Source organism: Pseudoxanthomonas sp. PXM03, from assembly GCF_014852005.1.
Lineage (GTDB): Bacteria > Pseudomonadota > Gammaproteobacteria > Xanthomonadales > Xanthomonadaceae > Pseudoxanthomonas_A.
Genome location: NZ_JACVAU010000001.1, coordinates 866,284 through 879,429, shown reverse-complemented (window position 1 = coordinate 879,429; position 13,146 = coordinate 866,284). Strand labels below are relative to the sequence as shown.

The 13,146-nt window shown below is 67.3% G+C and carries 18 protein-coding genes; 10 read left to right on the top strand and 8 right to left on the bottom strand.

Features of this window, described 5'->3' with window-relative positions; all coding sequences use genetic code 11:
* Positions 1–52 precede the first annotated feature (52 nt).
* The 4 genes from IB223_RS03965 to IB223_RS03950 all read right to left on the bottom strand — a co-directional run bounded on the left by IB223_RS03965 (position 53) and on the right by IB223_RS03950 (position 3,486).
* A complete protein-coding gene (locus IB223_RS03965) occupies positions 53–457 on the bottom strand; it encodes a DUF6869 domain-containing protein (protein WP_192200353.1) in 405 nt (134 codons plus the stop codon).
* A 71-nt stretch (positions 458–528) separates the two neighbouring features.
* Entirely contained in the window at positions 529–1,083 is a 555-nt protein-coding gene (locus IB223_RS03960; protein ID WP_343227134.1) for a DUF6622 family protein, read from the bottom strand.
* A 137-nt stretch (positions 1,084–1,220) separates the two neighbouring features.
* Positions 1,221–2,351 carry a PilT/PilU family type 4a pilus ATPase gene (locus tag IB223_RS03955; RefSeq protein ID WP_142123584.1) on the bottom strand — a complete coding sequence of 377 codons (1,131 nt, stop codon included), beginning with the start codon at positions 2,349–2,351 and terminating at the stop codon, positions 1,221–1,223.
* Positions 2,352–2,448: 97 nt separating this feature from the next.
* A complete protein-coding gene (locus IB223_RS03950; RefSeq protein ID WP_192200351.1) occupies positions 2,449–3,486 on the bottom strand; it encodes a type IV pilus twitching motility protein PilT in 1,038 nt (345 codons plus the stop codon).
* Between the two features lie 93 nt (positions 3,487–3,579).
* Here IB223_RS03950 and IB223_RS03945 point away from each other — a divergent pair, with 93 nt between their 5' ends.
* Genes IB223_RS03945 through IB223_RS03935 form a run of 3 tightly spaced genes read left to right on the top strand, consistent with a single transcriptional unit; the run spans position 3,580 to position 5,661 of the window.
* Entirely contained in the window at positions 3,580–4,263 is a 684-nt protein-coding gene (locus tag IB223_RS03945; RefSeq protein ID WP_192200350.1) for a YggS family pyridoxal phosphate-dependent enzyme, read from the top strand.
* 40 nt (positions 4,264–4,303) lie between these two features.
* Positions 4,304–5,149, top strand: a complete 846-nt coding sequence (gene proC / locus IB223_RS03940) for a pyrroline-5-carboxylate reductase (protein WP_192200349.1) — start codon at positions 4,304–4,306, stop codon at positions 5,147–5,149.
* A 53-nt stretch (positions 5,150–5,202) separates the two neighbouring features.
* The gene (locus tag IB223_RS03935; protein ID WP_225590803.1) at positions 5,203–5,661 is read left to right on the top strand and encodes a DUF4426 domain-containing protein; all 459 of its coding nucleotides are present in this window, start codon (positions 5,203–5,205) and stop codon (positions 5,659–5,661) included.
* 158 nt (positions 5,662–5,819) lie between these two features.
* Here the strand turns inward: IB223_RS03935 and IB223_RS03930 are convergent, their stop codons facing one another.
* Genes IB223_RS03930 through pdxH form a run of 3 tightly spaced genes read right to left on the bottom strand, consistent with a single transcriptional unit; the run spans position 5,820 to position 7,669 of the window.
* Positions 5,820–6,614, bottom strand: a complete 795-nt coding sequence (locus IB223_RS03930; RefSeq protein ID WP_192200348.1) for a cobalamin-binding protein — start codon at positions 6,612–6,614, stop codon at positions 5,820–5,822.
* A gap of 3 nt (positions 6,615–6,617) precedes the next feature.
* A complete protein-coding gene (gene aac(6'), locus IB223_RS03925; RefSeq protein ID WP_192200347.1) occupies positions 6,618–7,094 on the bottom strand; it encodes an aminoglycoside 6'-N-acetyltransferase in 477 nt (158 codons plus the stop codon).
* The gene (gene pdxH, locus IB223_RS03920) at positions 7,067–7,669 is read right to left on the bottom strand and encodes a pyridoxamine 5'-phosphate oxidase (RefSeq protein ID WP_192200346.1); all 603 of its coding nucleotides are present in this window, start codon (positions 7,667–7,669) and stop codon (positions 7,067–7,069) included. The genes aac(6') and pdxH overlap by 28 nt, the downstream gene beginning before the upstream one ends.
* Before the next feature lie 32 nt (positions 7,670–7,701).
* Between pdxH and IB223_RS03915 the strand changes: the two genes are divergently transcribed.
* Complete coding sequence (locus IB223_RS03915; protein WP_225590801.1) at positions 7,702–8,532, top strand: kinase; 831 nt, start codon at positions 7,702–7,704, stop codon at positions 8,530–8,532.
* Between the two features lie 148 nt (positions 8,533–8,680).
* Here IB223_RS03915 and IB223_RS03910 read toward each other — a convergent pair whose 3' ends face one another.
* Positions 8,681–8,884: a dodecin family protein gene (locus tag IB223_RS03910; protein ID WP_142123577.1), complete on the bottom strand. Its 204-nt coding sequence runs from the start codon at positions 8,882–8,884 to the stop codon at positions 8,681–8,683.
* A gap of 105 nt (positions 8,885–8,989) precedes the next feature.
* Here IB223_RS03910 and IB223_RS03905 point away from each other — a divergent pair, with 105 nt between their 5' ends.
* The 6 genes from IB223_RS03905 to IB223_RS03880 are packed head-to-tail and all read left to right on the top strand — an operon-like array spanning position 8,990 to position 13,142.
* On the top strand, positions 8,990–9,532 hold the full coding sequence (locus IB223_RS03905) for a shikimate kinase (RefSeq protein ID WP_192200345.1): 543 nt from the start codon (positions 8,990–8,992) through the stop codon (positions 9,530–9,532).
* Positions 9,529–10,632 (top strand): 3-dehydroquinate synthase, encoded by a 1,104-nt coding sequence (gene aroB / locus IB223_RS03900; protein ID WP_192200344.1) that lies wholly within the window; start codon positions 9,529–9,531, stop codon positions 10,630–10,632. Before IB223_RS03905 ends, aroB begins: the two co-directional genes overlap by 4 nt.
* A 9-nt stretch (positions 10,633–10,641) precedes the next feature.
* Positions 10,642–10,896 carry a WGR domain-containing protein gene (locus IB223_RS03895; protein ID WP_093300856.1) on the top strand — a complete coding sequence of 85 codons (255 nt, stop codon included), beginning with the start codon at positions 10,642–10,644 and terminating at the stop codon, positions 10,894–10,896.
* A gap of 20 nt (positions 10,897–10,916) precedes the next feature.
* The gene (gene hemE, locus IB223_RS03890) at positions 10,917–11,987 is read left to right on the top strand and encodes a uroporphyrinogen decarboxylase (protein ID WP_192200343.1); all 1,071 of its coding nucleotides are present in this window, start codon (positions 10,917–10,919) and stop codon (positions 11,985–11,987) included.
* Between the two features lie 29 nt (positions 11,988–12,016).
* Positions 12,017–12,652, top strand: coding sequence for a hypothetical protein (locus tag IB223_RS03885; RefSeq protein WP_192200342.1), 636 nt, complete (start codon positions 12,017–12,019; stop codon positions 12,650–12,652).
* 4 nt (positions 12,653–12,656) lie between these two features.
* Positions 12,657–13,142, top strand: a complete 486-nt coding sequence (locus IB223_RS03880) for a hypothetical protein (RefSeq protein WP_192200341.1) — start codon at positions 12,657–12,659, stop codon at positions 13,140–13,142.
* Positions 13,143–13,146: the final 4 nt, after the last annotated feature.

The window sequence follows — 13,146 nt, the reverse complement described above, 5'->3', positions numbered from 1 at the left end:
TCCTCTGTAGGATGGGTATCGCCTTCGGCTCAACCCATCCTACGCATTGCCTTCACCATTGCGCGCTCCGGTACTTGGCCAGCCGCTCGACGACGGCCGAATCGATCCGCGAGGTCCAGACACCATTCAACAGCATTCGGAACGACGGACTGCGTCGCGCCAGAACATCGATCTCGTCGATCATGGCCTGGCCGTGATGCACCAGCAGGTCTTCCAGCGGGCCGGCGGCCAGGACTTGGAAATGCCTGTCCGCAGAATCAGAAGGGATGCGGGGCAGGACGAGCAGGATAGCGTCCAGGCAAAGTCTCGGATGTTGGAACGGGAGTTCAACGTCCAGATCGTAGCCGTCAGATTCCCCCGTGTGCTCACGCACATCGACGTTCCACTTCTCGATCCAGCGCGACGCAACGTCTTCGGGTGAAGGTACTTCCATCTGGACGACACCTGCATGGATCATGCGTGGCGCGAGCCTGGTGCTCGCATGAGGGGTGAGCGAAGGGCCGCCCACCCCATCCTACCCGTTCGCCGTCAGGTGTTCCGCTCCACCAGGCGCAGCTGCTTCATCACCCCCAACACACGCAGCGCTCGCGCCATGAACAGGCCACTGAAGAGTCCGTACGTACCGGCCACCACGATGACGGCCGTCGTCGCCTCCATGATGCCCGGCTTCATGGCATTGACCACGGCCACCGCGTACTTGAAGAAGAAGATGCCCATCATCAGCGCCAGCGGCACCCAGCTGCCGGGCACCGTGAACTGCTTCGTCGATGCGTCGTAGGACGCACGGCGCGACGGTGCCCGCACCAGGGCGATGGCCACCACGGCGCCCCAGCCGCAGGTCCATGCAGGCAGCGCCGTGACGTGGGCATCGAAGGTTGACCACACCGAGTACAGCGACCAGGCCAGCATGGCGATAGGCAGCAAGATCAGCCGGTTGCGGGAGACCTGGCGCGCCCTGCTCTGGACATAGCCCAAATAGACCAGACTGAAGAACAGGCCGAAAACCCAAAGGGGGGTGTGCGAGAGGATCTGCGTCATGGGGCAAGGGTCCTGGAGAGGCCGACATCGCGTCGGTTCCCGCACATCATCGGATCCAGCCGTCGTGCAATGAGGTGCCGGAAGTCAACATTTGCGGGTGCCGGAGGTCCTTGAAGGCAGGCAACCGCCCACGAAAAAGGGGCGGTCGCCCGCCCCTTCCGTTTGACGTGTATTGCGCGGAATCAGCGGACTTCCGCAATCTCCACGCCGTCCAGCCCCTGCGCCAGCGTGCGGGCATCGCCGCCCTGGGCCAGCTTGATGCGCAGGCGCACCTCGTTCTGCGAATCGGCGAAGCGAAGTGCGTCCTCGTAGCTGATCTCGCCGGCCTGGTACAGCTCGAACAGGGCCTGGTCGAAGGTCTTCATGCCGAGGTTGGTGGATTCCTTCATCACTTCCTTCAGCTTGTGCACCTCGCCTTCACGGATGTAGTCCTGCACCAGCGGCGTGCCGAGCAGGATCTCCATCGCCACGCGGCGCGCCTTGCCGTCGGGGGTGGGAATCAGCTGCTGCGCCACCACGCCCTTGAGGTTCAGCGACAGGTCCATCAGCAGCTGGGTGCGGCGGTCTTCCGGGAAGAAGTTGATGATGCGGTCCATCGCCTGGTTGGCGTTGTTGGCGTGCAGCGTGCACAGCACCAGGTGGCCGGTTTCGGCGAAGGCGATGGCGTGGTCCATGCCTTCGCGCGTGCGCACCTCGCCGATCATGATCACGTCGGGTGCCTGGCGCAGGGTGTTCTTCAGCGCCGCGTCCCAGCTGTCGGTGTCGATGCCCACTTCACGCTGCGTGATGATGCAGCCCTCGTGCTTGTGCACGAACTCGATGGGGTCTTCGATGGTGATGATGTGGCCGGTGGAATTCTGGTTGCGGTAGCCGATCATCGCCGCCAGCGAGGTGGACTTGCCGGTACCGGTGGCGCCGACGAAGATGATGATGCCGCGCTTGGTCATGGCCAGCGTCTTGATGACCGGCGGCAGGTTCAGCTCTTCGATGGTCGGGATGCGCGTCTCGATGCGGCGCAGCACCATGCCCACCTGGTTGCGCTGGTAGAAGCAGCTGACACGGAAGCGGCCCACGCCAGCCACGCCGATGGCGAAGTTGCACTCGTGGGTCTTTTCGAACTCCTCGCGCTGCGACGGCGTCATCACGTTCAGCACCAGGTCGCGCGACTGCTGCGATGTCAGCGGCGTCTGCGTGATCGGCGAGATCTTGCCGTTCACCTTGATGGATGGCGGCATGCCGGACGTGATGAACAGGTCCGACGCCTTCTGGTGCGCCATCAGCTTGAGGAACGAGGTGAAATCGATGGTGCTCATGGCGGAACTCCGGGATTCGGGGATCGGGATTGGGGATTCGTCAGAGCAAGGACCGCGAGCTTTTTGCGAATCCCCAATCCCGAATCCCTAATCTCGGCTACTCAAACAGACGCTTGTCCTTCGCGTATTCCTTGGCCTGCTGCCGGGTGATGAGGCTGCGCTTCACCAGATCCTGCAGATGCTGGTCCAGGGTCATCATTCCGTAGTTCTGGCCGGTCTGGATGGACGAGTACATCTGCGCCACCTTGTCCTCGCGGATCAGGTTGCGGATGGCCGGCGTGCCCACCATGATTTCCCAGGCTGCGGTACGGCCACCGCCGATCTTCTTCAGCAGCGCCTGCGAAATGACCGCACGCAACGATTCGGACAGCATCGAGCGCACCATCGGCTTCTCGCCGGCGGGGAACACGTCGATGATGCGGTCGATGGTCTTGGCCGCCGAACTGGTATGCAGGGTGGCGAACACCAGGTGACCCGTTTCCGCGGCGGTCAGCGCCAGGCGGATGGTTTCCAGATCGCGCAACTCGCCGACCAGGATGTAGTCGGGGTCTTCGCGCAACGCCGAACGCAGCGCCTCGTTGAAACCATGCGTGTCGCGATGCACTTCGCGCTGGTTGATCAGGCACTTCTGCGAGGTGTGCACGAACTCGATCGGATCCTCGACGCTGAGGATGTGGCCGTATTCGTTCTTGTTGATGTGGTCGATCATCGCCGCCAGCGTGGTCGACTTGCCCGAGCCGGTCGGGCCGGTGACCAGGATCAGGCCCTGCGGCTGCTGGATCAGCTCGCGGAACAGCGGCGGGCAACCCAGGTCTTCCAGGGTCAGCACTTCCGAGGGAATGGTACGGAATACCGCACCCGCACCGCGGTTCTGGTTGAACGCATTGACGCGGAAGCGCGCCAGCGACGGAATCTCGAACGAGAAGTCGACTTCCAGGAATTCCTCGAAGTCGCGCCGCTGCTTGTCCGACATGATGTCGTAGACCAGCGCGTGCACCTGCTTGTGGTCGAGTGCCGGGATGTTGATGCGGCGCACGTCGCCGTCCACGCGGATCATCGGCGGCAGGCCGGCTGACAGGTGGAGGTCCGATGCCTTGTTCTTTACCGAGAACGCCAAGAGTTCGGCGATATCCATGACGCTGCTTCCCCAAGTTGCTGCGAACTGGAACGTTACTTCCCCGAAGGGCAGTATAGCGCCCTTGCCGTTTCCGCCAATGGTTGGATGAACATGCTCGCCGACGCTCTCAGCGAGACCCTGCAACGTCTTGAAAACGCAGCGGATGCCGCCCATCGGCCAGTACCCGATCTGCTGGCCGTGTCCAAGCTGCACCCCGCCGCCGCCGTGGCCGCACTGGCCCGTGCCGGGCAGCGCGCCTTCGGCGAGAACTACGTGCAGGAGGCGCAGGCGAAGATCGGCGAACTGGCCGGCATGGGGCTGGAATGGCATCTCATCGGCCACCTGCAATCGAACAAGGCCGAGATCGCCGCTCGCATCTTCGACTGGGTGCAAACGGTAGACCGTCACACATTGATCGGCGCCCTGTCACGCTATCGGCCTGCGGATCGCCCGCCGCTGAACGTGCTCATCCAGGTGAACATCGACGATGAGGCGAGCAAGCACGGCTGCCATCCCGACGAGGTGATGACCCTGGCCGATGCCATCGCCGCCGCACCGGGCCTGCGACTGCGCGGACTGATGGCGATTCCGGCCCCGCATCCGGACCCGGCCTCACGCGCGGCGGCATTCAGCCGCATGAAGTCGCTGCAGGATGCGCTGGCGTCGCGGCACCCTGGCATCGACACCCTGTCGATGGGCATGAGCGATGACTTCGCACAGGCCATCGCGCATGGCGCCACGATGGTCCGTATCGGCACCGCACTGTTCGGCGCGCGGCCGGCGCGAACCGCTTGATGCCGCCTTCCACCCCGTCGCTTCCACGAGGCTCCACCTCATGACCCGCTCGAACACTTCCCCTCTGTTGACGCATCCGCTTGCCTTCATCGGCGGCGGCAACATGGCGCGCAGCCTGATCGGCGGCCTGGTCAAGCGCGGCGCGGATCCCTCACGCATCCGCGTGGCGGAACCCGCGGAACCCCTGCGTGCCGCGCTGGCGGCGGATTTCGGCGTGCAGGTCTTCGGCGAAGCAGGCGAAGCCGCTTACGGTGCCGATACCTGGTTGTTCGCTGTGAAGCCGCAGGTGATGCGCGCGGTATGCGAAGGCCTCGCACCGCTGGCGCAGTCGCAGCGCCCGCTCGCCGTGTCCATCGCGGCCGGCATCACGACCACGCAGATGCAGCGCTGGCTGGGTGGCGGCGTGCCCGTGGTCCGCAGCATGCCCAACACGCCCGCCCTGCTGGGTGCCGGCGTCACCGGGCTGCACGCCAGCAGCGAAGTCGATGCGGCGGGCCGGCAGCGCGCCGAGTTGCTGCTGTCCGCAGCAGGGCCGACGGTGTGGATCGAGGCGGAGGCCACGATGGATGCGGTCACCGGCGTATCGGGAAGCGGGCCGGCCTATGTCTTCCTGCTTGCCGAAGCGATGGAAACGGCGGCGAAGGCGGAAGGCCTGTGCGATGAGGCGGCACGTACGCTGGTACTGCAGACCGTACTGGGCGCGGCGCGCATGCTGACCGAGAGCGGTGAAACCCCGGCCGAGCTGCGCCGCCGCGTCACTTCGCCCAATGGCACCACGCAGGCGGCCATCGAGACCTTCCAGGCGGGCGGCTTCGAAGCGCTGGTGGCGCAGGCCGTGCACGCCGCCACCGTGCGTGGTGGCGAGTTGTCGGCGGCGAACGACTGAGCCTGCATCCGCCTCTTTCCCGACGTCGTACGCTACCCAGGCCCACATTCCCCATGCCCATGAAACGATTCGCCGCCCCGCTCGCCCTGGTCCTGCTGTCCGCCTGCTCCGGCGGCGAGGCCCCGCGCACCGCGGAGTTCGTGCAAGCCACGCCGGCCGAGGCCGATTTCGGCAACCTGCGCGTGCGTTACAACGCCCTGCCGACCCTGGCGTTGAGCGAACCCGTGGCGAAGCAGTACGGCGTCGCGCGCGACGCGGGCGCTGCACTGGTGCTGGTCGCCCTGCGCGAGGTCAAGGGCAATGAAGAGAGCGATGCCGATGGCGACGTGAGTGTCACTGCGCACGACCTGTCCGGCGCACGCCAGGCCATCACCCTGCGCAAAGTGGAGGCCGGCGGCTACACCGACTACATCGGCACCGCCCGCGTCTCGCCGCGCAATTCCTACCGTTTCGAGATCGTGGTGGCGACCGGCGGCCGCCGCGAGACGGTGAAGTTCCAGCGGAATTTCTGACGGCCAGCTCGTCCCATGCAGGAGCGACGTAAGTCGCGACCGCACGCCATCCGTGACATCGACCCATGGCGAACGTGAGGATCGCGAACGTCCCATTCCGTCTCGCGACGTCCAGTCCGCGGTCGCGACTTACGTCGCTCCTACAACGGACACCAGCCTCACGCCCGCCGCGCCGCCCACCCCTGCACGATCGCCGCGATCGCACGCACGCCATCCGTCAGCGCCGCCGGACCCGGCTGCAGGATCAACGGCGACTTGATCTCGTGGAGTTCGCCGTTGCGCACGGCGGGAATGGCATCCCAACCCGGCCGTTGCGCGACCTTGTCGGGGCGGAACTTCTTGCCGCACCACGAGCCGAGGATGATATCCGGCGCACGCCGCACGACCTCGCTGCCGTCGGCGAGGATGCGCTGCTTCGCCAGCGGCTCGCGCGCCATCTCGGGAAACACGTCATCGCCACCCGCGATGCCGATCAGTTCCGACACCCAGCGGATGCCGGTGATCTGCGGTTCGTCCCACTCCTCGAAGTAGACCGCCGGCCGGCGCGGCAGGCGCGCCGCCTGTGCACGCACGTCATCCAGTCCGCGCTGCAGCGCATCGGCGTACTCGTTGGCGCGAGCGGCGGCACCGACCAGTGCGCCGAGCCGCCTGACGTAGTCGACGATGCCGTCCACGCTGCGGTGATTGCTGATCCAGACCTCCACACCATGGCGCACGAGTTCGGCGGCGATATCGGCCTGGATGTCGGAGAAACCGATCGCGAGATCCGGCTGCAGCTTCAGGATCTCGCCGACCTTCGCGCTGGTGAACGCGCTGACCTTCGGCTTCTCCCCGCGCGCCTGCGGCGGCCGCACGGTGAACCCGCTGATGCCGACGATGCGGTCCTGCTCGCCCAGCGCATACAGTGTCTCGGTGGGCTCCTCGGTGAGGCAGACGATGCGTTGCGGGCCCATGGTTCAGTCGACCAGCCGCTTGCGGAAATACACCACGCGCTCGGTCTCCTCGAAGCCGCAGGCCGCATGCGCCGCATGGCTGGCGGTGTTGTCGAGCAACGCATCCGACGCCAACTCGACGCAGCCGCGTGCACGCGTCCAGGCTTCCACCTGCGCAATCAGCGCACGCCCCACGCCACGTCCGCGCCAGGCTGGGTCGACATACCAGCCCTCCAGGAAACCGACCGGTGAGCCGTCGGTACCGTTGACGTAGTCGTGCCGCAGACTGGCTTCGGCCAGACCGATGGCATGGCCTTCCCCGTCGAAGGCCAGCAATGCAATGCCGCGCGTGGCGTCCCAGACCCTGGCCTCTTCATGCAGTTCCGCAGCATCGGCATCCGGCCACAGTCCGGCGCGCAATGCGACCCAGGCCGTGACGTCCGACGGCGCGGCCTCTGCGATACGTACCTCGCTCAAGGAAACAGCATCCGCTTGCTCCATACGCCGGCAGCATCGCATTCGTAGCGCCAGCGCTCGTGCAGCCGGAACTGCGCGCCGTACCAGAACTCGATCGCCTCCGGTGCCACGCGGTAACCACTCCATCCGTCCGGGCGCGGCACGTCGGCACCGGCGAAGCGTGCCTCCATCTCCGCCATGCGCGTCTCGAAGGCTTCGCGCGAATCCAGCGTCTCGGACTGGATCGAAGCCCACGCGCCCAGCTGGCTCTGGCGCGGGCGGGAGGCGAAGTAGGCATCGGCTTCGGCATCGCTGACCGCCGTCACCGTGCCTTCCACGCGCACCTGGATGCCGGCCTCGCGCAGGCTGCGCCACAGGAACAGCAGCGCGGCCCACGGGTTGTCGTGCAGCTCGCGCCCCTTCTGGCTGTGGGTGTGGGTGTAGAAGACGAAGCCCAGTTCGTCGAACGCCTTCAGCAACACGGTGCGTGCGGAGGGACGGCCGTCCGGCGTGGCGGTGGCGAGCGTCATCGCGTTGGGTTCGACTTCGGTGCCCGACGACTTGGCCTCGCCGTAGAGTATGGCGAACGTGGACAGGGCTTCGGCGTACAGATCGGTCATGGCGTGGTCAGGGCAGCGCCCGCGTCCCGGGCATGCGCTATTGTCGCGCGATGAGGCAGGCGACGCATCCCGAGGGCTTTCCCGACGTTCTCGTCCGCGACGCGCTGGCCGCTGCGCGCGCATTGCCTGCGCGCACGCCGGTCTTCGCCATCACCGGCCTGCAGGGAAGTGGCAAATCGACGCTGGCCCGCCAGATCGCCACGCAGGCAGAAGCCGCCCACCTGCGCGTCGCCGTGCTGTCGCTGGACGACCTGTACCTGACCCGTGCGGATCGCGTGCGTCTTGCCGGAGATGTGCACCCCTTGCTCGCGACGCGCGGGCCACCGGGGACCCATGACGTGGCGCTCGGCTGCCGCGTACTGGATGCGTTGCGTGCCGGCGAGGACATCGCACTGCCCCGGTTCGACAAGCTGGCCGATGACCGTCTGCCAGAGACCGGATGGCCCCGCATCGCGGAACGGGTGGACCTGGTGCTGTTCGAAGGCTGGTGCCTGAACGCCGTGCCCGAGGACGACGCGGCCCTGCACGCGCCACTCAATGCGCTGGAACGCGACGAAGACCCTGGCGGCGTGTGGCGCCGGTACTGCAACGACGCCCTGCGCCGCGACTATCCCGCGCTGTGGTCGCGCATCGACGCGCTGTGGTTCCTGCAGCCGCCGGGCTTCGACATCGTGCGGACCTGGCGCTGGCAGCAGGAACGGGCGATGGTGGCGCAGGACCCTGCACGCACCGGCATGGATCGCGCGCAGCTGGACCGCTTCATCCAGCACTACGAGCGGACCAGCCGGCACCTGCTGGCGACGCTGCCGGGAGTGGCGGACAGGACGATAGCGCTGGATGAGGCGCGCACCCCGCGTCCGTAGGGGTAGGAGCGACGTAAGTCGCGACCGCACGCCCGCAGGTTCAGCGGCGCTTGAGGCCCGGAATTGTCATCCCGCCCAGACAGTTTCCGTTCGTGCCCGATCCGCGGTCGCGACTCACGTCGCTCCTACAGGAGGTACGCTGATGGCGTCACGCCACCACGAAACTGATCCGCAGGTTCACGCGCCACTCGGTGACGTTGCCGCCATCGTCGGTGACGACCTTGATCTCGTTGACCCAGGCCCCCTTGATGTTCTTCACGGTCTCGGACGTCTTTTTCAGGCCCACCTTCACGGCGTCTTCCATGCTGGTCTTGGATGACGCATTGACCTCGATGATCTTGGCGACGGACATGGTGCTTCCCTCTTCGGTTGCCCCGGCACGACGCCGGACGGCCACCGTAGACCCGCTGGTGTTAAGGCCACGCCACGCGTGGGCAGTGCTAGCATCTGGAGCATCATGAATCCGGCCCCCAACCTGATCCTGGTCGGCCCCACCGGGGCCGGCAAGACATCCATCGGCAAGCGCGTGGCCGAGCGCTTCGGGCTGGTGTTCGTGGACGCGGACCAGGCCATCGTCGATCGCACCGGCGCCAGCATCACCACCCTGTTCGAGCACCTCGGCGAAGCCGGCTTCCGCGAGCGCGAGAAGGCGACCCTGGGCGAACTGCTGGCCGGCCATGGCCAACTGGTCTCCACGGGCGGCGGCGCGGTCCTGGATGCGGACAACCGCGTCCTGATGAAACAGCGCGGCTATGTGGTCTACCTGCAGGTCAGCGTGGAGGCGCAGTTGCGCCGGCTCGGCCGCTGCACCAATCGCCCGTTGCTGCAACGCCCGGACCGCGAGCAGGTGTTGCAGGACATGGCCACCCTGCGCGAGCCGTTTTACCGTGACGTGGCGGACCTGACCCTGGACACCGACGGCCTGACGCCGCCCGAGGCGACCGCCCGCCTGACCCAGCTGCTGGCCCATCGCTGGCAGCCCATCGAAGAGAACGCATGAGCAACGCACGCACCGTCGACGTCGGCGGCGAGACGCCCTACACCATCGCCATCGGCCCCGGACTGCTGTCCGATGGCACCGCGCTCGCCGGACACGTGCGCGGCCGGCACGTGCTGCTGGTCAGCGACTCCATCGTCGCGCCGCTGTACGCGGGCATGGTGCGCGAAGCCCTGCATGCCGCGCGCCCCGACCTCGCCATCGGCACCTTCATCCTGCCTGCGGGCGAAGAGTCGAAGACGCTGGCGCATTTCGGCCATGCCATCGAGGCACTGGCCACACTCGGCGCCACCCGCGACGCCTGCGTGATCGCGCTGGGCGGCGGCGTGGTCGGCGACCTGGCCGGCTTCGCGGCGGCTTGCTGGATGCGCGGCGTGGACTGCGTGCAGGTGCCCACGACGCTGCTGTCGATGGTGGATTCGTCGGTGGGCGGCAAGACCGCCGTCGACATCCCGCAGGGCAAGAACCTGGTGGGCGCGTTCCATCCGCCGCGCGCGGTGTTCGCCGACACGGAGGTATTGGCGACACTGCCACCGCGCGAACTGCGCGCCGGCCTGGCCGAAGTGATCAAGTACGGCGCCATCCGCGATGCGCGCTTCTTCCAGTGGCTGGAACAGGAACGTGAAGCGCTGCTGGCGATGGACGGCGAGGCGCTGGCACTGGCCATCGCTGCCAGCTGCGAGCACAAGGCCGAGACCGTGGCGCGCGACCCGCTGGAAAAGGGCGAGCGAGCGCTGCTGAACTTCGGCCACACCTTCGGCCACGCGATCGAGACCGAGCAGGGCTACGGCGGCCTGGGCAACAACAACCTCAACCATGGCGAGGCCGTGGCGGTGGGCATGGTGCTGGCCGCACGGCTTTCCTCCGGGCTCGGCATGGCCCCGGCGACCGACACCGACCGCCTGGAAACCCTGCTGGCCGGCTACGGCCTGCCGACGCGCATTCCGGCCGGGCTGGCACCGCAGGCCCTGCTCGCCCGCATGCGCCTGGACAAGAAGAACCTGGCCGGCCGCCTGCGGCTGGTGCTGTGGCGGGGCCTGGGCCAGGCCGACGTGGTGCCGGACGTGGACGAAAGCCGCGTGCTGGCACTGCTGTCCGGCTAAAATGCCGGCATGCGCGTCTTCCTCCAGCAACGCCCCGACGCGGGCGAAGCGCCCCGCTACGTCCAGCTGACCCTGCAGCCCGATCTGTTCGGCGGCTGGGAGCTGTTGCGCGAAACCGGCCAGATCGGCGGTCGCGCCACGCTCAAACGCGAGCAGTACCTGCTGCAGGACGAGGCCAACGCGGCCTTCGAGAAAGCCCGCGACAGCCACCTCAAGCGTGGCTTCCAGCTGATGTTCGCCCGCGGCGCCGACGCGCCCAAGTAACCCTTTCCCCCGGATTCCCGATGACTGCCCTCAAGAACGATCGTTTCCTGCGCGCTCTGCGCCGCGAACCCGTGGACCGCACGCCCGTCTGGCTGATGCGCCAGGCCGGCCGCTACCTGCCGGAGTACCGAGCCACCCGCAAGGAGGCCGGCAGCTTCCTCGGCATGGCGAAGAACCCCGACATCGCCTGCGAAGTCACCCTGCAGCCGCTGCGCCGCTTCGACCTGGACGCGGCGATCCTGTTCTCCGACATCCTGACCATTCCGGATGCGATGGGCCTGGGCCTGTACTTCGTCGAAGGCGAAGGCCCGAAGTTCGAGCGCACCGTGCGCAGCGCCGCCGACGCGGCCAAGCTCGGCGTGCCGGACATGGAAACCGAGCTGCGCTACGTGATGGATGCGGTGCGCGTGATCCGGCGCGAACTGGACGGCAAGGTCCCGCTGATCGGGTTCTCCGGCAGCCCGTGGACGCTGGCCTGCTACATGGTGGAAGGCGGCGGCAGCAAGGACTTCGCGCGCATCAAGGCGATGGCCCTGAACGACCCCGACACGCTGCATCGGCTGCTCTCGGTCAACACCGACGCGGTGATTGCCTACCTCGCCGCGCAGCGCTCCGCTGGCGCGCAGGCACTGCAGGTGTTCGACACCTGGGGCGGCGTGCTGAGCCCGGCGATGTATCGTGAATTCTCCCTCCCCTACCTGCAACGCATCGCGCAGGAACTCGACCGTGGCGAGGGCGCCGAGCGTGCTCCGCTGATCCTGTTCGGCAAGGGCACCGCCGCCTACCTCGAAGACCTGGCCGACACCGGCGCCGATGGCGTCGGCGTGGACTGGCTGGTGGAGTTGTCCGAGGCCGCACGTCGCACGCAGGGCAAGGTCGCGCTGCAGGGCAACCTGGATCCGGCCACGCTGTACGGCTCGCCCGACGCCATCCGCCGCGAAGCGCGCCGCGCGCTGGACAGCTATCGCGACGGCAATGGCGGTTCGCGCGAGGGCCACGTCTTCAACCTTGGCCACGGCATGTCGCCGGACATGAACCCGGACCACGTCGCGGTGCTGGTGGACGAAGTGCACGCCTACAGCGCGCGCTGATCCACGCCCTTTTCCGCCGGAGTGACGCAATGGAATGCCGCCCCCTGCTCGCCCCCGCTGCCGCCAGCCTGTTGCTGATGGCAGGGGCACATGCCCGCGCCGAAGACAACCGCGCGCCGCACGTCCTGCATGTCGCCGGAGGTGACTTCCCGGCGCTGGTGATGGTGGTGCCGGATGACCACGCATCGCACGCACTGGATGCCGCGCCGGGCTGCGAGCGCATCCGCGCACGCCGCCTGGATGAACTCGCGCCCGGATGGCGGCAACACGTGGTCCGCGTAGAACTGGACTGCGATGACGCCATGGCCGATGACGAAAGCGAAGCGCTCACGGCCGTGAATGCCCGTGCGCAGCTGCATCCTGAGCGCGTGCGGTTGGCGGGCCAGCCGGTGACGGAAGTGCGCCTGATGGATTCCCAGCGCTGGGGCGATCATCAATACGTGCTGGCGACGCCTTACGTCACGGCCGCGCCCGCGCTGCGGCGGTTCGTCGAAGACACCTGCCGCGAACAGGCCATCGCGCGGGAAGCAGTGGACATGGCCTGCACGATGCTGAAAGCCGACGATGGCCTTTACCTCCCGGCCGGCGATACCGGCGGGATCTGGATCCACGCCGATCCGGACGACGCCACCCGTACGCTGTACGTCGAAGCCTGGGCGGACTGAGGCCATGCGCTGCCTTGCCCTGCTCCTCCTGGCCTGCATAGCGCCTTCATTCGCTGAAGCAGGCGGACAACCGGCCTTCGTCGGCACGTATAGCCACGGCGCGACCGCACTCCCCGATGACGTGATGTGGATCGTGCAGCAGGCAGGCGACCACTGGCGCGTCGTGCAGGTAGCCGATGGCGCGGCGTCCGACGCGCATCGATTGCAGCGGCGTGGCCGCGACGCATTCTGGGCCCGCATGGATTGGCCCGAGGGCACCAATGCCGAAGCGGACTGCCTCAGCTGGGGCGAAAAGCCCGGATCGCTCGAAGACCTGCTGTCGGATGTTCCGCGCGTGCCTTCCGCCCCCGGCGAAGACTACGGCCATGCCCTGCTCTGCCACGTGCCGCAGCCGTCACGCGCGCGGATCGCGTGGCTGGCGGACAACACCAGCGACTGGTTCTACTACGACCCTGTGTTCGGCGTGATCGAAGTGCGCGCGTTGCGCTGAGGAC

Coding starts and splice junctions, on each gene's coding strand:
- IB223_RS03915 (WP_225590801.1), top strand. CDS start 7,702: ATGCGCTATTGTCGCGCGATGAGGCAGGCGACGCATCCCGAGGGCTTT.
- pdxH (WP_192200346.1), bottom strand. CDS start 7,669: ATGACCGATCTGTACGCCGAAGCCCTGTCCACGTTCGCCATACTCTAC.
- IB223_RS03905 (WP_192200345.1), top strand. CDS start 8,990: ATGAATCCGGCCCCCAACCTGATCCTGGTCGGCCCCACCGGGGCCGGC.
- proC (WP_192200349.1), top strand. CDS start 4,304: ATGACCCGCTCGAACACTTCCCCTCTGTTGACGCATCCGCTTGCCTTC.
- aroB (WP_192200344.1), top strand. CDS start 9,529: ATGAGCAACGCACGCACCGTCGACGTCGGCGGCGAGACGCCCTACACC.
- hemE (WP_192200343.1), top strand. CDS start 10,917: ATGACTGCCCTCAAGAACGATCGTTTCCTGCGCGCTCTGCGCCGCGAA.
- IB223_RS03935 (WP_225590803.1), top strand. CDS start 5,203: ATGCCCATGAAACGATTCGCCGCCCCGCTCGCCCTGGTCCTGCTGTCC.
- IB223_RS03965 (WP_192200353.1), bottom strand. CDS start 457: ATGATCCATGCAGGTGTCGTCCAGATGGAAGTACCTTCACCCGAAGAC.
- IB223_RS03895 (WP_093300856.1), top strand. CDS start 10,642: ATGCGCGTCTTCCTCCAGCAACGCCCCGACGCGGGCGAAGCGCCCCGC.
- IB223_RS03950 (WP_192200351.1), bottom strand. CDS start 3,486: ATGGATATCGCCGAACTCTTGGCGTTCTCGGTAAAGAACAAGGCATCG.
- IB223_RS03880 (WP_192200341.1), top strand. CDS start 12,657: ATGCGCTGCCTTGCCCTGCTCCTCCTGGCCTGCATAGCGCCTTCATTC.
- IB223_RS03910 (WP_142123577.1), bottom strand. CDS start 8,884: ATGTCCGTCGCCAAGATCATCGAGGTCAATGCGTCATCCAAGACCAGC.
- IB223_RS03930 (WP_192200348.1), bottom strand. CDS start 6,614: ATGGGCCCGCAACGCATCGTCTGCCTCACCGAGGAGCCCACCGAGACA.
- IB223_RS03945 (WP_192200350.1), top strand. CDS start 3,580: ATGCTCGCCGACGCTCTCAGCGAGACCCTGCAACGTCTTGAAAACGCA.
- IB223_RS03885 (WP_192200342.1), top strand. CDS start 12,017: ATGGAATGCCGCCCCCTGCTCGCCCCCGCTGCCGCCAGCCTGTTGCTG.
- IB223_RS03955 (WP_142123584.1), bottom strand. CDS start 2,351: ATGAGCACCATCGATTTCACCTCGTTCCTCAAGCTGATGGCGCACCAG.